The organism is Citrobacter amalonaticus Y19 (genome assembly GCF_000981805.1).
In the GTDB taxonomy this organism is placed as follows: domain Bacteria; phylum Pseudomonadota; class Gammaproteobacteria; order Enterobacterales; family Enterobacteriaceae; genus Citrobacter_A; species Citrobacter_A amalonaticus_C.
In genome coordinates this window covers 5,403,292-5,426,494 of sequence record NZ_CP011132.1, presented here as the reverse complement: position 1 = coordinate 5,426,494, position 23,203 = coordinate 5,403,292, and the positions used below count along the sequence as shown (strand labels likewise).

Genomic DNA, 23,203 nt, shown 5'->3' with positions numbered 1-23,203 from the left:
GGAGACTGGCGGAACGGAAATAAGCACCACCGGCACGCGCGGGAATATTGCCTCCACCGCTGGACTGGAATTAATCCGGATGTGGATACGAAGAAATATTATGCAGACGGCAAACTGCCTGATAAATTCAAAAAAATGATGAATAAACCCGAAACAGGTGAAAAACCGATGCCCACCGGGGAAAATGGCGTGGTCAATGATTATGTCCCACGCAGAGAAACAGACTGGCATAATGGGGAGTGGGTGTCCGTAACTCAGTGGGATCAGCCAGATCCCGTACCGCCGGAGCTACTATGAAAATGAGAGCGTTTTTACTGGCGTGTGGCTGTTTATGTGCCGGCTGCGACCAGCATGATCCCCGTCCGCGTGAATTACCAAAACAGGTGATTTACCGTTTTGACGATCATCGCTATCTGGAACTGGAAGGCTTTCGCTGTGAAGGCGCACTCTGGTATGTCGATACAAAAAGGGCTATTCGTTCCGAAGTGGTGGCACGGGATACGCCCATTTTCAGGATCTCGTTTTTTAAATATGTTCATCCCTCGGAGCGATATATTTCTATTCCGTGGGGCGATTTCTCGGGATTTATCGTTTCCAAAGATTATGGACAAACCTGGGGGGATGGCAGTTTCAGTCCTGGAGGGGGAGCCGATCCGTACGGTAAATATATTCCTGCCAGAATGATGGATGGCAGGATAAAGATAGTTGCAGGTGAAGATACTCGTCCGATAAAAGAAGATGTGGTGTCCATGACGGTGGTAAATGACCAGGCGTTTATTCTTACCCGCTGGGAGGATCTGTATATCAGTTCAAAACCCTTTGACGATCCTAGGCTTAACCCGGGAGGTGAGGGTATCCCCTATACCTATAAGGATTATAAAGGCATATTACGGCATGACCGTCTGGAGCCGGGAAGTTCAGGTATGGACTGGGGCTGGGAATATACCTCCTGGAATTCGGTCAATGCGTCGAGGCCGTGGAAAACTAACGCATTCAAACCCAACTGGCAAAATATCCCTAATAAAATTCCGGAAGTGAAGAATTATACCGGCTGGGATCATATGTATTGCGATATGGATGCAGGATTGCCTGAGAAGGAAAAACAGAAACGGTGATGGACCGGATAATGAATATCTGGCGGAGACTGGCGGAACTGACAACGCCCTGCCGGAGCTAAAACAGGCACTACCAACATACCCACGAAGCTCGTCAGAAAACACTCGTGCACCGTTGTAAAGAAAAAGGAGTCGCTTTAGCGACTCCTTTTAATCATTGAAAGCGCGCCGTCTGCTACCAGCTGTATTTCACCCCGAGCATTCCCTGGGTGTCGCTGTAGCCCTTATCCCCCACCTGCACACCCACGTTCCCCCAGACGCTCAGCCCATTGCCCAGCTTACCTTCCACGCCGGTGCGGATTTCCCCCAGGTTACGCGCCCCGTCGCGGCTCACCCGTTCTCCATCCATCTTCACGGAGTAAGTTTCGGTGTTGTGCAACCAGTTCACTTCCAGATACGGCTGGAATTCCCGTCCTTTACCATCATCCCGTTGATTGTGGCTATTGAGGTATGTTTTGACTCCCAGTCGGGACTGAATATTTCCGTCGCCTTCTGTTTCGATACGGGTTCCATCGTGTCGGTAATGCGCATTGTCCTTCACGCCCATCCACGTCACCTGCGCCTGTGGCTGGATATACCAGCGGTTTACTGTCCCTTCGCTGCCGCTGAACTCGCCTACCTTCAGCGTATATCCCCCTTCCAGCGAGGCGGTTACCCCGCGTGAGCGATAATCATCATGCCCACGTTCGTCCGCTTCCACGCTGTTTTTAAACCAGTTGTAGAGTACCCAACTGTCGAGATAAGCCCCGGTTTTCTCAGCAGCATTCTGGTACCAGGTGCTGTAAAGCCCGGCACTGTAGCCGTTGATGCGTCCGTCGGAACCATATCCCACCCGATTGCTGCGGGTGTTGCTGTGTTCATTGGCATATCCCCACATCACGCCAAGATGCCAGCGATCCTCCCCGTCAGCGCTCCACTGCGCAATGTCGCCGCCCATCTGCATCATATAGCGATTGCTGCGGGTTTTAAGCTGACCCTCACCGGCCGCAGAACGCATATGCCCACCTACATGGCGCATCCACAGGCTGCCTGCGCCGACACCTTCACCACGCAGCGCGTCAACGTACTGAGGTTCACCCAGCCGATCGTGCAGACGGTGGTTGAACAGCGAACTGGCGACGGCCAGGTTGTTGATATAGCTCCCGGCTTCTGGACGCAACGCTGGCGCGGCACCCGGATCAACAATCGGCGGCGATGCGGGGGTCGGGCCGCTCCATTGGCTGGTCAGATACCAGTTGCTGGCATCGCTGCCCTGCCCTCGCGCCAGTGTATACGCATAGGCGCCAGCTTCAACCGTCCCGGTGGTCAGGGCAAACTCGCCTGCCGATGAGCCGCCGACGTCAATCAACTCAATACCATTTACCGTCTGCGCGCCTGTGCCGCCGACATTATTCACCTGCACACGCGTACTGCCGCTGGTGTTGCCAGAGACGGTCATTTTGTCGGTTGCCGAGTTGTCATCGCCTAACGTGGTGTTAAACACCATCAAGCCATTATTACCGCTGTAGTTTCCGTTAACAGCCAACTGATTACCCGGCCGCGCGCCGGGACGATTCATCATTACCGTGCCACGGTTGTTCAGATCGCCCCCCACCGTGGTATGTGCCACTTGCAGCGTCCCGTCCTGCATAACATTGACATCGCCAGCCGTGCTGCCGAAGCCGGAGAGCACCGCACCGCTGTGAATATTGACCTGAGAACTCGCCATCGCCACTGACGACGTCGCGTCGTCGCCCAGCGCGATTTCGCCAGCGTTAATGTCCGTTACCCCGCTATAGCCTGCAGAATCGGCAGTCAGCGTCAGAATACCGCCTCCCAATTTGCTTAGCCCGCCATCGCCGCTTATCACGTTTGTCAGCGTCCAGTCGGCGTCGGACGATATCGTCAGTTGTCCATTGTCGACGATCTCTGCGCTGCCCAAGTGCCGCAGTTCACTGACGGTCATCACGCTGCTGTCGTCGATGCTGAATAGCCCGCTGAAGCCGCTGTTATCACCGCTGAGGGTGCTGTCAGACACATTACTGACCTGCACTGTCCCCGTCCCGCTCATGCTGTTCGCCACTTCCCCGCTGATGCCGTTCAGTGTCAGTGTCCCGTCGTTCACAATATTGCCGGAACCAGCCCCTGCCGCATCGTTAATACTGACTTCTGCCCCGTTGCTGATGGTGGTGACTACGCTCAGATTGCGGTTGGCACCGTTAACAGCAAAGACCCCACCGGTCACATTCAGCGCGCCGCCCCCGGTCAGAACGCCATGGCTGGTTCCGCCATTTTCAAGCGTCAGGCTGCCGTCGTTAAAGGCGAGCGTAGAGCCGTCCTGCCCGGTGAACAAACCCACCGTCTGCGCCGTACCGTTCAGATCTGCGGTAGCGCCGCTGTGAATAAACAGTTCAGAGGTGTTCCCCAGCGCGCCGCTGGCATCGGTCCGCAGCGTACCGGCCAGTACCCGTGTCGCGCCACTGTAGCTGTTCAGGGCATTCGACAATGAAACCAGACCCGTGCTGTTCACCGCGAGGTCGCCATCACCGCTGATCTTCGCCGACATGTCTGCCGCTGCCCCGCTGGCCCCGGAATGCTCAGCAAGCTCAAGTGTCTTGCCTGCATGGATAGTCAGCGCTTTCAGACCATAGTTCACATACAGCCCGTCATCAGGCGCGGTGGTCAGACGTATGCCATATTCACCGTCGGCCACGACGGTTCCGTTTTGCGCGATAGCCACGGACTCATCTTCACCGATCGCATTACCGTTTTGATCCTGTAATACCAGCGCGCCACCGGAGCCCTGCACCGTTTGTGCCGCAACCAACTGCATGCCGACATGGGTGTCATCCTGCTCCAGCAAATTGAGCGTGGTATCCGGATTCGCCGCGCCAGGATCGTTCCACGGATCGGGCAGCGTCACCCGGACGTTTCCGGTGCCTGCCGTCAGCGTTTGGGTCTGGATCTGGCCGGGAGCCTGACTATCTGCGGGGAGGGAGGCGTTGAAGATCACAGTACCGCCATTGAAGTTCAGCCCGCCGATCTGCTGCACGCCATCGCCCACCGTGGTGGTATTGCCTGCATTGCTTTTCAGCGTTGCCAGCGTCAGCGCCTGGGTATTATCCCCCGAGAGCGCAAAAGTACTTTTGTTCAGCTCTACCACGCCGGTGAATGCGGCTCCCGTCGTGTCGGCAAAATCAAAAGCATTAGTCGTAGAAGCGAGATCAACCCGCAATAGGCCACTGCCGGAAAGAGCGTTAGAGAGGCGATAGTCGCCGGCGCTGTTGCTGGCCCCGAGGATCTCGAGGATCCCCTCTTCAGCGATCGCCACCGAGCTGCTGCCAAGACCGGTACTGCCACTGCTGGAATGCGATGCAACGGTAAGCGTGCCGCCATTAACCTGTGTCTGGCCGCTGTAGGTGTTTTCGCCGGTGAAGACCGTGTGTCCCGCATCCTGAATCACCGTACCCAAATTGCCGCTAATCAACGGGTTGACAACATAACCCACCGCCGAGCTGTTGGTATGGTTAAAGACCAGTGTGCCATCACCGTTACCAAAGATGATGCCGGTCGTACCGGTGATAAAACCGGCGTCGACCGCATTTTCACCATGGGCGGCGCCAATGTTGAGGGTACCGTGGCTTCCGCCGTAGGTGCCGAGGAAAATGTTACCGTTATTCAGCGCCAGCGTACTGCTGCGACTCAACGTCAGCGTACCGGTGCCATTGGATCCAATATCAACATCATTTCCCTGCAACAGAGAACCTGCCCCGTCGACCCTGACGTTACCGACCCCGGATGCACTGTCACCGATGCCAATCGACCCGGCCTTCACCTGACCGGCAGTTTCGATGTTTAGCGCCCCATTCCCGGCCATCCCCACCGTCAGGTCAGAGGTAATATCCCAGAGCCCGTTGGTATTGACGTTCGCGGTTCCGCTGCCACCTGCTTCATCCCCGATGCTGGCGCGCTGCGAACTGCGCACCTCACCGGAATCACTGACGTTCAGCGTACCTTTCCCTTTATCCCCCACGATCGTCTCGCTGGAGCTGAGCAGGGAGCCTGCATGATTTACCGTGACCGTTCCCTCACCGCTCACGCCGTTACCGAGCGTTGTCGTCCCTGCGTTCACGGTCCCCGTCGTGTTGATATTCAGCGTTCCCGCGCTCAGATGCCCCACCACGAGCGAGCGGAGCGATGTGCCGGCGTCATCGCTGAGTTCCCAATGCCCTCCGGTCGTCACGTTGACCTGACCGTTGCTGTTCGCATCGTTGGAAATCGTACCGGCACCCGTGCTTTTCACTTCACCGTTATCGCTGATATTGAGCGTTCCGGCTCCCGCATACCCCACGATCATCCCGCCGGTGAACATTTTTGCATTCAGACCACTAACGTTAATTGTCCCCGACGCAGGCACCCAGCGACCGACCGTCACCAACCCGGCATTCACGGTACCGCCAGAAAGGACATCCAGCGTCCCCAGCCCCTCAACGCCGACGCCAAGCGACTGGAGAACGCCTGCTGCAGAGCTGTTATCCCAGTATCCGCCACTCTCAACGTTGGCGTAGCCAGTGCTTTGATTGACCCGCCCGACCACACTCCCTCCGATACTCTTGACCACGGCGTTGTTCGTGATGCTGAGATCGCCTTTCCCGGAATCGCCGACAATCAGCGAATCCGTGGTCATTTTCGAGTTCGCCCCGTCGACGTTGAGGGTACCGATTGCTCTTGTCCATCCTCCCACCCGCGTTTCACCCGAGGTGACCGTCCCACCCTGAAGAATGTCCAGACTTCCGGTTCCCGCGCCGCCGAGCATCAGTTTCAGGGCGGTGCCGCCAGCATCAGTGATATCCCAGACGGCATTGTTCACCACAACCTGACCCGTACTTTCTTCCACCCGCCCAATCTGACTCTCGCCCGTACTCTTGACTACGGCGGTGTTGGTGATGTTGAGTTTGCCTTGTCCGACATCACCGACGGCCAGCGTGCCTGTGGTCAGGGTTGAGTGGGTTCCGTTAACATTGACGGTCCCCTCTGCCCCCTGGACATTGCCAATCTGGGTTGCGCCAGCGGTCACTGTACTGGCGCTATTGATATTCAGCTCCCCAACACCTCTGTAGCCAACCGACAGCGAGCTGCTGTTCACCATCTCCCAGAGACTGCCGTCGCTTAACGTCACAGTACCGGTACTGCCAGCCGAGCGCGAAATCATGCTGGCATCATCACTGTAAACCGCGCCTGCGTTAGAAATATTCAGCTCACCAAAGCCGTAATCCGCGACCCTCAGCGCGCCTGTATTGAACGATGAACCGCTACCGTCCACATTCACCGTGCCGCGACCATCACCAAAACTGCCCAGCGTAGTGGTTCCCACTATCACCGTACCGCCGGTATTAATGTTCAGAATCGCCTCAGCGTGATAGCCGATATTGAGGCCGCGATAAGTATTGGCATCATCCAGCAGATTCCAGCGTCCGTTGTTGGTGACATTAACTAACCCGGAACTCGCGACATCAAACGCAATCATTGTGTCGCCAGCGGTGTTCACCACGGCGGAATCGCGGATATTCAGGGTGCCCGCGCCGTAATCGCCCACCCTCAAATCGCGGGTATTCAATATCGAGCCCGTTCCCTCTACCGTGACCATACCGCTACTACCGGAATTAGAGCCTATCCTGGTCGAGTTTGCCGATACGCTGCCGCCGCTCAGGACACTCAGCGTTCCGCTGCCGGTGTTACCAATTAATAATGTTGAGTCATTGAGATCCCATTTACCGTTGTTCTCGACAATGACGGTTCCCTGACTCCCATTATTAACACCAATCATACTCGGTGAGCCGCCGCTTCCGGTGACCACGGCACCATCTGTGACGGTCATCTTTCCGACACCCGTCAGCCCAACCTGGTAATACGTGTCATCGAGGTTGGTATCGAACGTAATATCCTGGTTACCGTCGATCACCGTCTGTGCGCGCGTCGATGCGGACAGAGCCGCCATAATCATGAAAGAAAGTAAACTGATTTTCCCGAGCGAAGAGAGGGAAATGAATAGCGGCGATAACGCAGAAGATCGGGATGGGTTGTTGGTTGATAAGGACATATGACTTTTTCTGCCTGAGAGTTCAGAGCAGACCTGAAATACTTTCAATGCACTATTCCAGACAACACGATAGATTTTATTCATTATTAGTACTCCATCACACTGTGCCAGTACTGGCTGCAAATTAAATAACGCCATTCAGGACTTCGGTCATGCTTTATAGCAACTCGGCGCATACTCTATCCCTCAGGGTCTGATGAATTCAGGCTATATAATCTTCGAGCAATGTATTAATAATGCGTCTCGCGCGACTGACGATACGTCTTGTGCCGCATTCGTCAGAGGAAATGAATCTTCTGATATGTTATTTAAACCATCATTTTAAAAATAAAGATGATAAATTTTCTCTTTTAACATTATGACGTTAAAAACGACACCACACACTGCATGAATAATATAAAAAGGAAACCCACAGCATTAACACTGAAGAATAACGTCTTTAAATAATAATTTTTGACCTCTATTTACAATAACTGCGAATTTAGTTTCCCACCCGTCAAAAAACCTGTCAATACGGGGAAAAGAGAAAATAAATGAATTAATCACCCAGCTAAATTATCTTTTTTGGATAAACTCTTAAACGTATTATTTACAAAAAACACACGATTGCCGTTCACCATAAACAACAAATCATTAATCCCAGAAATTTCATCATCCCACCAGGATTATTCTAATTAGAGCGGAAAAAATCCTATTTTTTGTTTAGCACTATTTGCTAAAGGTTAATCCTGACCTTCGGATCCTTTCTTTGAAAGCCTCAACAATAGCAATACGGTAAGCGCAATGGGAATAAAGGTGAGCAAATTGAGGTTTATCCAACCGAGAGAATGATACAACTGTCCGGATATCAGCGAGGCGATGGCTGAGGCACCAAAAACCAGCAGGTCATTCAATGATTGTACTTTACTCCGCTCACTTGCCCGGTAACACTCTGTCACCAACGCGGTCGCACCAATGAAACTGAAATTCCAGCCCAGCCCCAGTAATGCAAATCCGCTCCAAAAAATGAAGACACTGTTACCGATAAAATAACAAATGCTTGAGAGAGCAATAATGAGGAAACCAAGTAGGGTTACCGGCAACTTACCATAGCGGGTCATCAGCTTACCGGTAAAAAAACTGGGGAGATACATGGCTAAAATATGCCACTGCACACCCAACGTGGCATGATTGATTGAGTGGCCGGCATCGACAATTGCCATCGACGTTACTGTCATCATAAACATCATCAAACCATAAGATGTTAATCCCGCGGTCACGGCGACAATAAAGCGGAAACTTTTTATAATCTGTAACATCGTTCTTGGTTGCCAGGGAGTGTTATCTTCCTGTCTTCCGTTTTGTGCCGTGATTTGCTCCTCTTCAGGTACTACAAGCCCTGTCGTCAACCGGCCCACAGATAAAATCAAAATGATGGCGATGAGTGCCAGCACAGACTGACTGAGAAAACTGCCTACCAAAGGAACATCTAAAATATCCTGCCCAAAAATAACCAACTGCGGCCCGACTACCGCAGCAATCAGTCCCCCCTGCATCACCCGGGAAATCGCTTTTGGATGTGCCGATCGGGGAAGATAATCAATAGCGGCAAAACGATAATTTTGCACACAGGCACCGTAGCCTCCCGCCAGGACGGCCCCAATACAGAAGTTCAGAAAAGACGCGCTGTATACGCCGTAGGCCGCAAAAAGCCCGCCAATAGCGGCAATCAGCGCACCCGTCAGGTAAGTAGATTGCCGTCCAAAACGGGCAATTAAGTAGCCAACAGGCAAGGTTGCTAGCGCCATCCCTATGCTATAAAGTGAAACGGGTAATGTCGCTAAAGAAGGTGTGCTTGAAAGCTTTGCGCCAACCATGCCTCCTAAAGAAATGATAATTGGGGAAGAGGATGCGCCAACTATCTGCATCAGGAATATCAGATTGACATAGTGCCACGCGCGTTGATCTATTTTCTCAGTGTTATCCATAACCGTTTACTTAAAGTTAACAACGTTAGACTATTCCTGGTGAAAGTTAACCACAGACAACCGTTTTCAAGAAGTACCAGTTTGAATCGTTTTTAATTGAACCAGTTGGGGTAAACGTACATGCTATACATTGCGTTTGATAGAGTTCATCGTCATTCTTATTCAAAGCAGATTTACAAGGATATACGCGAAAAGATCCTTTCTGGTAACTTAAGTGCTGAAGGAAAGCTGCCATCAACACGTGAGTGTTCTAAAAACCTGTCTGTTTCTCGAAATACAATATTGACGGCTTATGAAATGCTAATTTCAGAAGGTCTTGTCGTAAGTAAGCCTGGGTCTGGTTTTTTTATCAGTTCAGACATTATTGCTCAGAAACTCCCCTTCCAGTGTAGTGATAGTCTTACCGCATCGTTATCGGATACCTCCATACCGAAGAATGCAATTAACTTTGACAGTGGACTCCCTGCCTTAGATTTATTTCCCAGGAGCAAATGGAGTAAAGCGGCAACAAAAGCGCTCAAAGAGGCGCCGATTTCTGCATTGGGTTACGACGATCCCCAGGGCCGGTCAGAGTTCAGAGACGTACTCAGAAAATATCTTCAACACACACGCGGCATCGTCTGTGATGCGGACCAGATTATTGTGACCAACGGAACGAAACAAGGTTTAACATTGGTGGCAAAATGCCTGCTCGATGCACAAAGTGAAGTCTGGATTGAAAATCCAACTAACGATAATGTCAGACAGATATTTTCTTATCACACGAATAAAATCACGCCTTTTGATGTCGATAAGGATGGCATTCAACCTTGCCTCTTTCCCCGGAAGAATAGCCCCGCATTGATATTTATGACGCCATCGCATCAATTTCCGATGGGAGGACGATTGCCCATCAAAAGACGTCTGGACGTGATTAAATTTGCCAGAGAGAATAACTGTTTGATACTAGAAGATGACTATGACAGCGAATTTACGTATGAGGGGTCACCTGCCAACTCATTATTTGAACTTGACCCACAACATGTGATTTACTCTGGCACGTTTAGTAAAGTATTGTTTCCTTCGATACGCCTCGGTTATCTTGTGGTCCCGCGTCATCTTGTCAGCAGGATTCGGGAAATTAAACGACTCGCGGATCATCATTCAAACTCAATAAGCCAACTGACGCTGATGCATTTCATCGAAAGTAAAGAACTTGAACGTCATATCCGACGAATGAAAAGAGAGTATAGAAAACGACGGGAATATTTACTCTCTCTCTTACATCAATATTTTGGAGACAATATTAAAATACACGGCGATCGGGCTGGCATGCATGTTGTTGCTGAATTTAATGGCATTGTTTTTACGCCAGACATTATCCAGCGATTGCAGGAATCAGGTGTCTATGTTGTGCCTGTAGAGAAACACGCTCTGTTAAAAGGGAAACATCACAGTAAAGTTATTTTGGGTTATGCGCATCTTTCCTGTGAGGAAATAAAAACAGGATTGAGCATAATCAAGACAGAATTAACCCTCTGCGAAAGAGCTTGATGTGAACGCCGGTGATGAGTTTCAGGCGATAAAATCGTTGAATGGCTGGCTATGTGCCGACGGCTTGCAGATAATGAGATTGGATGGGTGCCGATAAATATTCTACGGAAAATAGCGTAGCTTATATCAGGTAAAATGTTCCGTGAATCAATCTGCCATCACTGAGTCCTGTCAGACGCCACTGTAAAAAGAAACCGCAACGCTACGCATTGCGGTCTTCCGTTCCTTACGCGTAATGACCGAGGGGATCACCCCTTTAATACAATCAGCGGTTCAATATCGCTCTCTTTTTTGATCACCAGTGATTCATCGCCGCGCAAACAGGTGCCGCCGTAGTTTCCGCCGACGGTAAAGGTGCACACCTGAATATACTTACCGGCAACGTTTGGCAGACACCATAGCTGCTGATATATGTTTTTCTGTTCAGCAAATTTACCGCTGGTTTTATCCAGCAACTCTTCCTGATGGCTGACCAGGTCGATATTGCTACCACAGCGACCGGCAATCGGTTTTACCGCATACCCGGTTTGCGCCAGTTCATCGTTGACGATGAAATCGGTATCCAGCAGGTAGCGATGGTGCGGGAAGAGTTGCCAGAGGATCGGCAGAATCGCTTTGTTACCCGGGATCACCGTCCACAGCGGCTCAAAGACCAGCACTTCCGGGCGCAGCAGCACATCAATCAACCGTACGTCCTGATCGGTATGCCCGGTACGAATCGGCACAGCGGCATACTCGGTTTCGCTGACTTCACGCACCTGCTCAATGGCCGTTTCCCATGCCCAGGTTTTCCAGACGCAGTTCACCAGGCGTCCGTCACCGTCAATCAGTTGACCGGCATCGTCCCAGCGCAGTTCATCCAGCCCACGCAGGATCTTACTTTCAAACCCGGCCTGATGCAGCGCCTGCTGCATAAACTGGGCATGGTAGTTTTCCTCAATATCCTTATCCTGCATGATGTGTACAAAAGGACGCGCGTGGCTGTGTTTCCAGGCTCCTGCCAGCTCGTTAATCAGCCCTTCTGCCGGGTTGTGCCCCGGCCCTTTGTAGCCCTGCTCCGCCCAGCGCTCGAGGATTAGCCCCGCCTCAGTATGACACGACGCGGAATCGGCGTTGTATTCGTACACCTTCAGCCCACGCTCATCCATGCAGAAATCCATACGACCGGTGATCATATGGTGGCGGCGACGCTGCCAGGAGAGACGCAAACGCGGCCAGAGGATTTTGGGAATGTCGAACAGCGCCAGCAGGTTGTCATCTTTCAGCACCTTGTCAGTGGCGTGCAGATACATCAGATGCAGTTCGTTGGTCGCTTTGATCAACTCCTGCTCGGCACTCTCTGTAATCGTGAAATACTGGTACGGATCCTGATTGATCACGTGACCGTTCGCTGTCACATAGGCTTTTTGCAGCGGATCCTGTTCGTTAAGCCACTTGCCGTCAAACTGACCCTTTTCTGCCAGTCTTGCCGCACCAATCGTCAGCGAATCATTGGCGATCTCCGGCTGCGGCAGGCTGTGCCTGCTATCGTCGGTCTGGATCATCCAGCCCAGAATGGTGGTGTCGTCAAAGGTGTCTTTCAGGGTATAGCGGCCATTTTCCACCACCACCTCCAGCTCACGTGTCCACTGCTGTCCAGGAGGAAGCGGGGTGTGAATGACGTTCTGCTCGGCAATGCGGATTTTGTTGTCCAGCAGTTGAGTAATAATCGCGACGTGTCCGGTGTCTTTAAATTCACCGCCTTTCTGCCAGATAAGCAATGCCCCGGCGACCGGCGCACGGGGCGATCCGTTAGGAAACGCCTGCAACGGCAGAATATTGTCGTTTACCACTTCGCGCAGGAAACGCAGCGAGAAGATCTCCCACGCCATGCCGACATCGGTGAACACTGCACCATAATTCAGGAAGAGGAAACGGCGCGCGAATTCAACGCACTGCCATTTGTGGCCCATATATTCATTGTCGATATAGCTGCGGAATGCGGCATCATCATCATAGTCCCGTGGGTCGAGGGAGCTGTAATCTGAAGAGTAGATTGCTACACCACCGGGGGCATAGCCCAATAATGTCCCGAACGGGGCATCCTGACTGGTCGTTCCTTTGCTCATGCACCTTACCTCAAAACTATACCGCTGAGCAGCTTCTGCTTGCCTGCTCTACACCGCCGACCATCATACACCTCAACGCAGCGGGAGCGTGCGCAACAACAAAAAATAGCCAGGCGTAAATGTGCCAATCTGTTAAAGGTAAGAGTGGCGACCTGCTACACTGCTTCAACACAACCACTCAGAAGGCAGGTCAACATGTCAGATAACACTTATCAGCCCGCGAAAGTCTGGACGTGGGAAAAATCCAACGGCGGTGCGTTCGCCAATATCAACCGTCCAGTCTCCGGTCCAACTCACGACAAAACGCTGCCCGTCGGTAAGCACCCGCTTCAGCTCTATTCACTGGGCACACCGAACGGTCAGAAAGTCACCATCATGCTGGAAGAACTGCTGGCGCAGGGAGTGAGTGGCGCAGAGTATGATGCCTGGCTGATCCGCATTGGCGACGGCGATCAGTTCTCCAGCGGCTTTGTGGAGGTTAACCCTAACTCGAAGATCCCGGCATTGCGCGATCATTCGCAGAATCCACCGGTGCGCGTGTTTGAGTCGGGATCGATCCTGTTGTATCTGGCGGAAAAGTTTGGCTATTTCCTGCCGCAGGATCGCGCAAAACGGACAGAAACCCTGAACTGGCTGTTCTGGCTCCAGGGCGCTGCCCCCTTCCTCGGCGGCGGTTTCGGCCACTTCTATCACTATGCGCCGGTGAAGATTGAGTACGCGATCAACCGCTTTACGATGGAAGCCAAACGCCTGCTGGACGTGCTGGATAAGCAACTGGCGAATAACGCGTTCGTGGCGGGTGATGAGTACACCATTGCCGATATGGCCATCTGGCCGTGGTTTGGCAACGTCGTGCTGGGCAATGTGTACGATGCGGCAGAATTCCTTGACGCGGACAGCTACAAAAATGTGCAGCGCTGGGCGAAAGAGATCGCTGAACGTCCGGCCGTTAAACGCGGGCGGATTGTGAATCGGACCAACGGGCCGCTGAATGAGCAGCTTCATGAGCGTCATGAAGCCCGCGATTTTGAAACCCAGACCGAAGATAAACGCCATCCGGCATAATGCTGCCCGATGATGCTACGCTTATCAGGCCTACCCTACTCCAACTGTAGGCCGGATAAGACGTTTACGTCGCCATCCGGCTGGATGCTTGCCCGATGGCGCTACGCTTATCAGGCCTACCCTGTTCCAACCGTAGGCCGGATAAGACGTTTACGTCGCCATCCGGCTGGATGCTTGCCTGATGGCGCTACGCTTATCAGGCCTACCCTATTCCAACCGTAGGCCGGATAAGACGTTTACGTCGCCATCCGGCTGGATGCTTGCCTGATGGCGCTACGCTTATCCGACCTACCCTACTCCAACCGTAGGCCGGATAAGACGTTTACGTCGCCATCCGGCTGGATGCTTGCCCGATGGCGCTACGCTTATCAGGCCTACCCTGCTCCAACCGTAGGCCTGACCATACGCTAATGCCACCCTCTGACAGTCAGGCGAATCCCTGCTGACAAAGAATTAATCTCGCCTCAGGTGATAACAAAAAATCGGCGAACGGCTTTCCCTTGTCACTCAGACAAGCAAATCCATACTCCGCGACCGGATTATAAGGCTCCGGTATTTCCACCACCGTCAGCGTCTCAATCAGTCTGAGCCTGGGCGCATAACTGGCATATCCAATGAAGACATCGGTGTAATCATTGCTGATTAACCACTCGGCAGCCAGACTTCCCGCCGGAAGGGGGAGCGTATCTCTGCCGCCGACCAACGCCACCGCCCGTCCCCGGGCGCGCGTTCCGGCATCGCCCATCCGTGAAAAGAGCTGCTGAGTGTAATCCCCGGACGGATCGCACCCCGCCGTCGACGTGCCAATCCGCAGGTCCGGACGCGTTAGCAGCGATAACCAGTCATCGTCTTCTCGCACTGCATCCGCCCGCACGGTAAGACACAGGCGATTGGTCGCGAAGGGAGCCACTGATTGTGCTCGACCGGCGTCCAGCAGCGCTTGCGGATGCGCCATATTCGCCGAGGCAAAAAAATCACAGGGTTCGCCAGCTTCAATCCGCTCACGCAGCAATCCCGCCGGACCAAAATCGCAGAGCACATCTTTGTCCTGATAACAGGCCATCAGCGACTGCCATACCGCACGCAGACTCCCCGCAGCGAGGATGTGCATCAGTCAACGCCCTGATAGTCGGTGCGATAAAAACGCTGATACCAGTCATTCGCCACGCGACGCATATCAATGTCCGTAAACTTCTGTGGATAGAGCTTTTTCGCCATCCACAGTTCGCCAATCCCCATCGCTTCCGGCATCGGATAACCCCAGGCTTTCGCGTAGTCAGGCATCAGATAGACACGATGATTTTTCACCGCATCAATTACCTGCCACTGCGGGCTTTGCAGGATCTCATCAACCACTTTTGGATAGCGATCCTGCACAAAAATGACCTGCGGATCCCAGGCAATCACCTGTTCCATCGCCACCGGCTTGAAGCCCTTAACGGTTGAGGCCGCAACGTTCAGCGCCCCGGCGTGTGCCATCATCAGGCCGGTATATTTTCCTGAACCGTAGGTCGTCAGATCCGGGTTGGCCATATAAGCGCGAACGCGTTGATCTTCAGGGATCGCCTGTAGACGATCGCTCACCAGCTTGCGTCCCTTATCGGTGGCGTCGATCAGCGCTTTCGCCTCTTGCGGTTTATTAACAATATCGCCGATAAGCGTGATCCCTTCCCGCAAGCCCTGGTCGTAAGCCTGTTCCTCATCCGCCATGGTCGGATTCAGTTTGGCCTGTTCCCCTGCCGCGTCATGGCGCAGAGAGACTGCCACCACCGGAATGCCGAGACTGCTGATCTTGTCGATCATCTCCTGCGGCGCGTAGTTCGTGACAAACACCACCTGCGGGTGCAGCGCCACCAGCTGTTCCGGATCCACGTGGGTTAAATCGCCCAGCGCGGTTTTCTGGGCCAGTTCCGGTGCCAGTCGCGCATAGCCATCACCCAGTTGCTGCTTCCAGTTCGCCATCACGCCGACAATTTTGTCGGTCGCATTCATCTGTACCAGCAGGTTGAGCGTCTGATGCTGGAGCACCACAACGCGATCCACCTTATCCGGCACGGTGACCTGACGGCCAATTTGATCGGTAAAGGTACGGTCGGCTTGCGCCATGAAGGGGAGAGAAAAAAGTAACGCCAGCAGGGGGAGCTGGCGTAAGAATTTAACCATGAGCGTATCCTCGCATTCGATGTATAATTAAGTATACAGCGATGTGAGAACACTTAACAGATTGTCATCTGGAGTTATCAGGCGCTGGTCACGTCGTACTCCATACGGCGTAGCGCATCCAGCGTGGCTTTGGCTTCTTCTTCATCAATAATGCTCATCGCAAAGCCCACATGCACTAACACCCACTGCCCGACCAGTTCAGCAGGACTGCCTTCACAGATTAGCGCTATATTCACATCACGTTTGATGCCGCACACTTCCACCTGCGCAAGCTGGTGAATATCTTCACCGACGGCCAGAACCTGGCCCGGAACGCCTATACACATATCTGACTCCGCCCCATGTCACATCATGGGTTATTCAACTTCAATACTTTTCACTTTCAGCGAATCACCGGTATCAACACGCAGACGGTCGCCATGACAACGCGGACATTGTGCATCGTGCTGAGTGATTTCAACTGCCTGGCTGCAATCCCAGCACCATGCCTGCGCTGGTTTGTAGTCAATGTGCAATTCACAGCCTTGCGCCACCGTCCCCTGGCAGACAATGTCAAAACTAAAACGTACCGCGCTCTCTTCGACACAGGACAGCGCGCCAATCTCCAGCCACACGCCGGTGACGCGCTTTACGCCATGCTGTTCAGCCTGCTGTTGAATGATTTCAACCGCACTCTGACAAAGAGACAGCTCATGCATTCTGTAAGCCCCGACGCCCGAACAGCAACGCGCGACGGCTTGTCTGCGGCGCATCCGGATCGCTGACCGGCAGCGATAGCAGCATCCGCGCGCAGTCATCAGCCAGACGCACACCCTCTTGCGCCGACAGGCTGCGATTAAGCGGCGACATCAGAGAACAGGAAAGGTATTGCGATACGCCATCCAGCTCCCCCACGGTGAACGTCATCGTGCCATACGGTAGACGCAGCCCAAGCTTTTCACTGACTTTGCGTACCGGCCAGAGCTGATCTGGCCCGGGGAAAATCAGCGCGCTCAGCATCCACGGCGTAATCACACATCCCGTCCACTGTCCTTCAAACAGGGTAAAGTCAGAGACATACACCGGCATATCAGGATGCAGGAAAGACAGATCGTGCATTGAACGCTGCGCAATCGCTTCAAACGCGGCCTGAACCTGCGCCTTCGGGGCAGTCTGGAACCCGGAAATCTCCTCAGACATGAGCCGCCTCCCGTGGGATCGCTTCAACGCCCGACTCACGCAGCGCAGCCAGAACCTGCGCAAGCGCAGGTTCAATCATAGCTTCAACCGTTGGCGTTAAGCCAATGTTCGGCTCCAGCGATTCCGGAATGACGCCAATTAGCGTCAGTTTTTTCGGAAATTCGTCGGTGAAGCGAAGGGCCGACAGAACGTCGGCCAGGCCCAGTTGATGCGGGGAGATCTTGTTGGTAAACAGCGCCGGTACTTCATCATCCCGCAGGATCATCAACGTACCCGGGGCGTTTTTTCTCGAGACAATGGCATCCGCGATGATCAGATGATCGCGGTTCGCCATGTCGCCGAGCAACTCCATTCCCGCCGTACCGCCATCGAGGATTTCGACGAAATCCGGTAATTCGTATCGCTGCGCTAAGGCTTCAACGATACGAACGCCGATGGCTTCATCGGTCAGCAAAATATTGCCGACCCCTAATACTAAAATCCGCATTACAGAACCTTCACAGAGACAACTTCGTTCCCGTCAGCGTCAACAACGTGCACTGCACACGCCATGCAAGGATCGAAAGAGTGAATAGTACGTACCACTTCCAGCGGTTTTTCCGGATCGGCAATCGGCGTACCTACCAGCGACTGTTCGTACGGACCCACGTCATCGTTGAAGTTACGCGGACCGGAGTTCCAGGTTGACGGTACCACCGCCTGGTAGTTGCTGATGATGCCGTCTTTAATCACCATCCAGTGAGAGAGCATTCCGCGCGGCGCTTCAAGGAAACCGACGCCTTTAAATTCGCCCGTCGCCGGAATATTCGGTTTCACAAACGTGGTGTGGTCACCTTTACCGATATTGGCGATCAGCGCATTGTACTGGTTCTGCAGGATACCCTGCAGTTCACAGCAGTGAACGGTACGACCAATAATACGACCCAGCGTGGAGTGCAACTGCGCCACTTCCAGTGTTTTACCGGTCAGCGCCTGATAAATCGCAATGATTTCATTCAGCTTCGCCTTCGTGGACTCACGGCCGGAGGCCAGTTTCACCAGCATATTCGCCAGCGGGCCTACTTCGACGGTTTTACCGTAGAATGTCGGGGATTTCACCCAGGAATATTTGCCGTCATCTGACCAGCCGTTATATTCCGGAATGGTCGTCCCTTCCCACGGTGCCTGCGGCGCTTCGTCTTTATACCACGCGTGTTTGGCGCTCTCCTGAATCCCTTTGATCAGGTATTCGTCGGAGTGAGAGGAGATCGGGCGATAGCTCGACAGATCCGCATTTTCGATATAGCCGCCCGGGAACAGGAAGCTGCCGTTCTTACCGTCGGTCGGGAATTCCGGCGCAGCCAGATAGTTGACCGCCCCTTTGCCATGCTCCAGCCAGTCCGGATAGAACGCGGCAATCACCGCCGTGTCCACCTTGTAGACCTGTTCAACGAAGTCGCTCAGTTTATCGATGAAGGACTTGATGTACATCAGGCGTTCCAGGTTCAGTACGCCCAGGCCGTCGAGGTTGATCGGGTTGGCAACGCCGCCCACGGCCAGGTTCTGGATGTGCGGCGTTTTACCGCCCAGCAACGCCACCACGCGGTTGGCATCACGCTGACATTCCAGCGCCTGCAGGTAGTGAGCAACGGCGATCAGGTTCACTTCCGGCGGCAGTTTCATCGCCGGGTGTCCCCAGTAACCGTTGGCGAAAATCCCCAACTGGCCGCTGGCAACCAGGTCCTTGATCTTATTCTGGACCTTCGTGAACTCTTCCGCACTGTTCAGATGCCAGGTCGACACGCCGTTCAGCATCGCTGACGCTTTTGCCGGATCGGCCTTCAGCGCTGAGGTGATGTCCACCCAGTCCAGCGCCGAGAGCTGATAGAAGTGCACAATATGGTCATGGGTGGTATGCGCCGACAGAATGATGTTACGGATATACTGGGCGTTGACCGGAACGTCGATGTTCAGCGCGCTTTCTGCCGCACGTACCGAGGCGATCGCGTGCGTTGTCGTACAAACGCCGCAAATACGCTGCACAATCATCCACGCATCACGCGGATCGCGATTTTTCACGATCTCTTCCATACCGCGCCACATGGTGCCGGAAGCCCACGCTTTTGAAACAACGCCGTTTTCGATTTCGCAATCGATACGTAAGTGCCCCTCAATACGGGTTACAGGATCAATAGTAATTCTCTGGCTCATGCTTTGCTCGCCTCATGACGATTGTGATCGTTTTGTTTTAAAGGAGGAAGTATCGGCAGTAGACGAATGAGTACGATATAAGCGCAAATCTCAATAGCCACAAAACCAATAGAAATCAACAGTTCTTCCCAGGTCGGGAAGTAGTGGTAGCCACCGCCTGGATTGAATGCCACCAGCGAATAGGACAGACGCCATGCCGCACAACCCAGCAGCGCGCTGAGCGCAGACAGGTACAGCATACGAGAGTCATTGCGCAGTTTCGCCACGCGCAGCACCACTATCGGGAAGACCATCAGCACGACTTCAAGCCAGAACATTGCTGAGTAGAAATCACCTGCAAAGGCATACGACAGCTTGTCCCGGTAAATCAGCTCACCAAAGCGCAGCACGACAAAGATCGCCAGCATCACGCTGATGGTGTTCGTCAACTTGATAAACAGGCTTTTCTCATCCGGACCTTTTCCTTTCAGACCGACCTGCACCAACGAGCCTTCAAAGATGACGATTGAGAAGCCCATAATAAAGGCCGTCAACACCGAGAACAGCGGCAACATTTCATAGCTTTGCCACAGCGGATGCACCTTGTAGCCCGCCGAGATCATCAGCGACCCCATTGAGGACTGGTGCATGGTGGGCAGCAGCGCACCGAGGGCAATGATGAAGAACATCAGCTTGTTCAGGCGCTTCAACGACACCTTCCAGCCCATACGTTCAAACAGCGCAGGGGCAAACTCCAGCGCCATCACCCCAATGTAGATAGTCATACAGACCGCCGTCTCGAACAGAACCGAGTTCACGTTGAAGTGACCCGGAATGTAGAAGTACGGCAGGTTCCAGTAACGACCCACGTCAATGGTGATAGACAAGCCACCCAGGGAATAACCAAACAGACTCGCCAGCAGCGCCGGACGTACCAGCGGATGGTATTGTCCCCGGTTGAAGACATACACCGCCCACGCGAGCGCCCAACCGCCACAGGCAAAGCCGGTGCCGATTAACAGGTCAAAGGCAATCCAGACGCCCCACGGGAAACCGCCGTTCAGATCGGAGACAGACCCCAATCCAAATACCAGACGCTTCACGATAAGGAGCATGCAGAGGATGATTAACGGCCCGAAGATGATGACCGGTTTGCTGATAATTTTGCCGCCCAGCGGTTTAGGATCATGACTCATGATCGTCTCCTCCGTCGTGATGGTCGTTTTTGGTATTACGACGAACCAGCACGGTCAAGCCCGCCAGCACGGCCAGTGGTAGCATCATGCCTTTATACAGGGTGTGTTGAACATGTTCGGAACGCGCGCCGGTTGAAATCTCATCCAGCTTTGGCAGATCCAGATTCTCATAAGGCACCCCGGTCAGTACCAGCACCTGAGTTCCGCCGCCCTCTTTCTCACCGTAAAGATGCGGATAGTACTTCGGCACGGTATGCACGTAGGTATCGCCCGTTTTCACGGTTTGACGCGGATAGTGGTATTCGCTGCCAGGCTTCAGCGCCAGACGTTTTTGCGCCTCGGCCATCAACTCTTCGCGGGTACCAAAAATGACCGCACCGGCAGGACAGACCTCAACACAACCCGGCAAGCCGCCCTTATCAAGACGCTCAACGCCTTTCTGGTTACACAGTTCACATTTGTGAAGCGCACCAAACGGGTTGTTGTAGTCGTACTTCGGCACGTTGTACGGACAGGCAACCATGCAGTAACGGCAGCCAGTACAGACGTCTTTGTTGTAATGAACGATGCCGGTTTTCGGATCTTTTTTCAGTGCGGAAACCGGACAGACAGAGACGCAGTTGGGATCGACGCAGTGCATACACTGTTTTTTGATGTATGCATAGCCATTCTCTTCCTGATCTTTATTCACGCCTGTGCCGCTACGCCACACCTGAATGATGTTGTTGGTATACGGCGACAGTTTGTCGTTGTTCGACCAGGTCTGCTCCCCTTCCGGGTTACGCATCGGGAAGTTGATATCCTGACACTTTGTCACACAGGCCTGACAGCCCACGCACAGCGTCGAGTCATACAACATGCCCAGAGAACCGGGAATGGGCGGGCGATTTTCTGCAGCCGCGTGGCTGATAGACGGCGCAGCGCCTAACAGCAACGCCCCGCCGGAGGCTGCTTTGATAAAGTTACGTCTGTTCACGGTTATTCTCCCCGTGAGTCAGCGTTATCTTTCTTTTGCTGACGCCCCAGTTCACGTACTGCCATCACGCTGACGCCAGCCACCAGACCGACAACACCGCCAAGCAACCCGATAGCGCCAGCAGAGATGTTGCCGCCCTCTTTCACGTTCACATCAGGTTTTTCGGAGCGTGGGGTCTGATTTTCCACATGGGCAAGCTGGTGAATGCCCTTATGGAAACCAACGCCTTCTTCGTTACAGCCATAACAAGGGTGACCAATCGCCACTGGCCATACGCCGCCAACGTCGCAGAATTGCAGCGTGGAGCAGTTGCCCCAGGTTTCTGGTCCTTTACAGCCGAGGTGGTAAAGGCACCAGCCTTCACGGTGACCTTCATCGCCGAACTCTTTCGCAAAGCGACCGGCATCGAAGTGCGGGCGTCGTTCGCAGTGTTCGTGAATCAGACGGCCATAGGCGAAGGTTGGACGGTTTTTCGCATCCAGCTTCGGCGGCTTACCCCAGGTGATGATATGGGCGACTGTCGCCAGGAAGTTATGCGGGTTCGGCGGGCAGCCAGGAATGTTGATAATGGTTTTACCTGGCAGAACTTCCTGCAGGCCAACGGCACCGGTCGGGTTCACGCCGGCAGCGGCGACACCGCCCCACGCAGCACAGGAACCGATAGCGATAATCGCTGCCGCGCCTTCTGCCGCTTTGCGGATATGATCCACAATCGGCTCACCGGCAACCATACAGTAAATACCGTTATCTTTTAGTGGGATAGAACCATCAACGACCAACACATACTGCCCTTTGTACTTCTCAAGCGCATTGTGTTTGTTCTCTTCAACCTGGTGGCCGAAGGCGGCGGAAAGCACCTCATGATATTCCAGAGAGATGGTCTCCAGAACGAGGTTTTCTACCGTGGGGTGGGTCGCGCGAAGGAGGGATTCGGTACACCCCGTACACTCCTGAGCACCAATCCAGACAACCGGTGGGCGCTGCGGACGGGATACCGATTCAGCCATTTCGGCGGCGGCTTTGCTACTGAGCCCCATCGTGGCGGCGAGTGCTGCACAAAGCTTCATGAAGTCACGGCGGTTTACGCCATGGGAATTAATGAGAGTGTTATCTCCAGTCATTTTATAGTTATTCCGTTACGAAGACCTGGCTCTTATTTTGCAACAATCACAAATCCGTAACTGCGATCGCTGCGCCATTTACCACACTTTTGTTATGGTTATGTAGCCTATAATACTGCGCGGGAATAATAAAACGAAGGGAGTGGCGGCTAGTGTAATTAATTAAAGCAAGATAATACCCCCTTTGGATCAACCTTCGAGTCGATAGCCAGCCATGAAAAAGCGAATTGTGGTGCTGGATTGATTTTCCCGAAAGAAGTCCATCACCATCTCTTTATCCAGGCCGTAACGGCGCGTCAGGATCCCCGCTTCCCAGGCACTGAGTTGCCTGTCGCCGGTTTTTTCAAACATGCGATGCGAGAATCCTAATACGAAGCCGCGTTTATAATCCGAACAAAAACCCGCCACATTGCGGGCGCTGTCAGCCTGTGTGGCGCTTAATCCGGCCATCAGGCCCTTGCCAAAATGATTATTCATGACCCCTCCTTAATCGCTATATAATAAATTATATAGCGATCTTTTAAGCAAAGGC

Annotated in this window: 18 protein-coding genes; 4 read left to right on the top strand and 14 right to left on the bottom strand. The window is 53.3% G+C overall.

Features of this window, described 5'->3' with window-relative positions:
- Nucleotides 1–81 precede the first annotated feature (81 nt).
- Complete coding sequence (locus F384_RS25320) at nucleotides 82–297, top strand: hypothetical protein (protein WP_046497042.1); 216 nt, start codon at nucleotides 82–84, stop codon at nucleotides 295–297.
- Nucleotides 294–1,115: a hypothetical protein gene (locus F384_RS25315; protein ID WP_046497039.1), complete on the top strand. Its 822-nt coding sequence runs from the start codon at nucleotides 294–296 to the stop codon at nucleotides 1,113–1,115. Before F384_RS25320 ends, F384_RS25315 begins: the two co-directional genes overlap by 4 nt.
- A gap of 175 nt (nucleotides 1,116–1,290) precedes the next feature.
- Here the strand turns inward: F384_RS25315 and F384_RS25310 are convergent, their stop codons facing one another.
- Together F384_RS25310 and F384_RS25305 are read right to left on the bottom strand one after the other, a co-directional pair.
- Nucleotides 1,291–7,278, bottom strand: coding sequence for an autotransporter outer membrane beta-barrel domain-containing protein (locus F384_RS25310; RefSeq protein ID WP_162200256.1), 5,988 nt, complete (start codon nucleotides 7,276–7,278; stop codon nucleotides 1,291–1,293).
- Nucleotides 7,279–7,916: 638 nt separating this feature from the next.
- Nucleotides 7,917–9,161: an MFS transporter gene (locus F384_RS25305; protein ID WP_046497036.1), complete on the bottom strand. Its 1,245-nt coding sequence runs from the start codon at nucleotides 9,159–9,161 to the stop codon at nucleotides 7,917–7,919.
- A gap of 120 nt (nucleotides 9,162–9,281) precedes the next feature.
- Here F384_RS25305 and F384_RS25300 point away from each other — a divergent pair, with 120 nt between their 5' ends.
- Nucleotides 9,282–10,694 carry a PLP-dependent aminotransferase family protein gene (locus tag F384_RS25300; protein ID WP_046497032.1) on the top strand — a complete coding sequence of 471 codons (1,413 nt, stop codon included), beginning with the start codon at nucleotides 9,282–9,284 and terminating at the stop codon, nucleotides 10,692–10,694.
- A gap of 248 nt (nucleotides 10,695–10,942) precedes the next feature.
- Here the strand turns inward: F384_RS25300 and gss are convergent, their stop codons facing one another.
- Nucleotides 10,943–12,802 carry a bifunctional glutathionylspermidine amidase/synthase gene (gene gss, locus F384_RS25295; RefSeq protein ID WP_046497028.1) on the bottom strand — a complete coding sequence of 620 codons (1,860 nt, stop codon included), beginning with the start codon at nucleotides 12,800–12,802 and terminating at the stop codon, nucleotides 10,943–10,945.
- Nucleotides 12,803–12,997: 195 nt separating this feature from the next.
- On the opposite strand from gss, the gene yghU reads away from it, so the two are divergent.
- Complete coding sequence (yghU, locus tag F384_RS25290) at nucleotides 12,998–13,867, top strand: glutathione-dependent disulfide-bond oxidoreductase (RefSeq protein WP_046497024.1); 870 nt, start codon at nucleotides 12,998–13,000, stop codon at nucleotides 13,865–13,867.
- Between the two features lie 427 nt (nucleotides 13,868–14,294).
- On the opposite strand, the gene F384_RS25285 is transcribed toward yghU, so the two are convergent.
- The 11 genes from F384_RS25285 to F384_RS25235 all read right to left on the bottom strand — a co-directional run bounded on the left by F384_RS25285 (nucleotide 14,295) and on the right by F384_RS25235 (nucleotide 23,148).
- Nucleotides 14,295–14,978, bottom strand: coding sequence for a molybdate ABC transporter substrate-binding protein (locus F384_RS25285; RefSeq protein ID WP_046497020.1), 684 nt, complete (start codon nucleotides 14,976–14,978; stop codon nucleotides 14,295–14,297).
- Nucleotides 14,978–16,030 carry an ABC transporter substrate-binding protein gene (locus tag F384_RS25280; protein WP_046497017.1) on the bottom strand — a complete coding sequence of 351 codons (1,053 nt, stop codon included), beginning with the start codon at nucleotides 16,028–16,030 and terminating at the stop codon, nucleotides 14,978–14,980. The genes F384_RS25285 and F384_RS25280 overlap by 1 nt, the downstream gene beginning before the upstream one ends.
- 77 nt (nucleotides 16,031–16,107) lie before the next feature.
- Nucleotides 16,108–16,356 carry a hydrogenase maturation factor HybG gene (gene hybG / locus F384_RS25275; RefSeq protein WP_042998137.1) on the bottom strand — a complete coding sequence of 83 codons (249 nt, stop codon included), beginning with the start codon at nucleotides 16,354–16,356 and terminating at the stop codon, nucleotides 16,108–16,110.
- Between the two features lie 30 nt (nucleotides 16,357–16,386).
- Nucleotides 16,387–16,728 carry a hydrogenase maturation nickel metallochaperone HypA gene (gene hypA / locus F384_RS25270; RefSeq protein ID WP_042324177.1) on the bottom strand — a complete coding sequence of 114 codons (342 nt, stop codon included), beginning with the start codon at nucleotides 16,726–16,728 and terminating at the stop codon, nucleotides 16,387–16,389.
- Nucleotides 16,721–17,209 carry a hydrogenase-2 assembly chaperone gene (gene hybE, locus F384_RS25265; protein WP_046497015.1) on the bottom strand — a complete coding sequence of 163 codons (489 nt, stop codon included), beginning with the start codon at nucleotides 17,207–17,209 and terminating at the stop codon, nucleotides 16,721–16,723. Before hybE ends, hypA begins: the two co-directional genes overlap by 8 nt.
- Complete coding sequence (locus F384_RS25260) at nucleotides 17,202–17,696, bottom strand: HyaD/HybD family hydrogenase maturation endopeptidase (RefSeq protein WP_046497012.1); 495 nt, start codon at nucleotides 17,694–17,696, stop codon at nucleotides 17,202–17,204. Before F384_RS25260 ends, hybE begins: the two co-directional genes overlap by 8 nt.
- The gene (hybC, locus tag F384_RS25255; RefSeq protein WP_046497009.1) at nucleotides 17,696–19,399 is read right to left on the bottom strand and encodes a hydrogenase 2 large subunit; all 1,704 of its coding nucleotides are present in this window, start codon (nucleotides 19,397–19,399) and stop codon (nucleotides 17,696–17,698) included. Before hybC ends, F384_RS25260 begins: the two co-directional genes overlap by 1 nt.
- Nucleotides 19,396–20,574 carry a Ni/Fe-hydrogenase cytochrome b subunit gene (hybB, locus tag F384_RS25250; protein WP_046497007.1) on the bottom strand — a complete coding sequence of 393 codons (1,179 nt, stop codon included), beginning with the start codon at nucleotides 20,572–20,574 and terminating at the stop codon, nucleotides 19,396–19,398. Before hybB ends, hybC begins: the two co-directional genes overlap by 4 nt.
- Nucleotides 20,564–21,550 carry a hydrogenase 2 operon protein HybA gene (gene hybA, locus F384_RS25245; protein ID WP_042324187.1) on the bottom strand — a complete coding sequence of 329 codons (987 nt, stop codon included), beginning with the start codon at nucleotides 21,548–21,550 and terminating at the stop codon, nucleotides 20,564–20,566. The genes hybB and hybA overlap by 11 nt, the downstream gene beginning before the upstream one ends.
- Nucleotides 21,551–21,552: 2 nt before the next feature.
- Nucleotides 21,553–22,671 carry a hydrogenase 2 small subunit gene (gene hybO, locus F384_RS25240; protein ID WP_046497002.1) on the bottom strand — a complete coding sequence of 373 codons (1,119 nt, stop codon included), beginning with the start codon at nucleotides 22,669–22,671 and terminating at the stop codon, nucleotides 21,553–21,555.
- 189 nt (nucleotides 22,672–22,860) lie between these two features.
- The gene (locus F384_RS25235; protein WP_046496999.1) at nucleotides 22,861–23,148 is read right to left on the bottom strand and encodes a DUF2623 family protein; all 288 of its coding nucleotides are present in this window, start codon (nucleotides 23,146–23,148) and stop codon (nucleotides 22,861–22,863) included.
- Between the last annotated feature and the right edge of the window lie 55 nt (nucleotides 23,149–23,203).

Excerpts from the sequence above, each read along its gene's own strand:
- F384_RS25305 (WP_046497036.1), bottom strand. The coding sequence starts at position 9,161 with ATGGATAACACTGAGAAAATAGATCAACGCGCGTGGCACTATGTCAAT.
- F384_RS25280 (WP_046497017.1), bottom strand. The coding sequence starts at position 16,030 with ATGGTTAAATTCTTACGCCAGCTCCCCCTGCTGGCGTTACTTTTTTCT.
- F384_RS25300 (WP_046497032.1), top strand. The coding sequence starts at position 9,282 with ATGCTATACATTGCGTTTGATAGAGTTCATCGTCATTCTTATTCAAAG.
- F384_RS25235 (WP_046496999.1), bottom strand. The coding sequence starts at position 23,148 with ATGAATAATCATTTTGGCAAGGGCCTGATGGCCGGATTAAGCGCCACA.
- hybB (WP_046497007.1), bottom strand. The coding sequence starts at position 20,574 with ATGAGTCATGATCCTAAACCGCTGGGCGGCAAAATTATCAGCAAACCG.
- yghU (WP_046497024.1), top strand. The coding sequence starts at position 12,998 with ATGTCAGATAACACTTATCAGCCCGCGAAAGTCTGGACGTGGGAAAAA.
- hybE (WP_046497015.1), bottom strand. The coding sequence starts at position 17,209 with ATGTCTGAGGAGATTTCCGGGTTCCAGACTGCCCCGAAGGCGCAGGTT.
- hybC (WP_046497009.1), bottom strand. The coding sequence starts at position 19,399 with ATGAGCCAGAGAATTACTATTGATCCTGTAACCCGTATTGAGGGGCAC.
- F384_RS25260 (WP_046497012.1), bottom strand. The coding sequence starts at position 17,696 with ATGCGGATTTTAGTATTAGGGGTCGGCAATATTTTGCTGACCGATGAA.
- hypA (WP_042324177.1), bottom strand. The coding sequence starts at position 16,728 with ATGCATGAGCTGTCTCTTTGTCAGAGTGCGGTTGAAATCATTCAACAG.
- gss (WP_046497028.1), bottom strand. The coding sequence starts at position 12,802 with ATGAGCAAAGGAACGACCAGTCAGGATGCCCCGTTCGGGACATTATTG.
- F384_RS25315 (WP_046497039.1), top strand. The coding sequence starts at position 294 with ATGAAAATGAGAGCGTTTTTACTGGCGTGTGGCTGTTTATGTGCCGGC.
- hybG (WP_042998137.1), bottom strand. The coding sequence starts at position 16,356 with ATGTGTATAGGCGTTCCGGGCCAGGTTCTGGCCGTCGGTGAAGATATT.
- F384_RS25310 (WP_162200256.1), bottom strand. The coding sequence starts at position 7,278 with ATGAATAAAATCTATCGTGTTGTCTGGAATAGTGCATTGAAAGTATTT.
- hybO (WP_046497002.1), bottom strand. The coding sequence starts at position 22,671 with ATGACTGGAGATAACACTCTCATTAATTCCCATGGCGTAAACCGCCGT.
- F384_RS25285 (WP_046497020.1), bottom strand. The coding sequence starts at position 14,978 with ATGCACATCCTCGCTGCGGGGAGTCTGCGTGCGGTATGGCAGTCGCTG.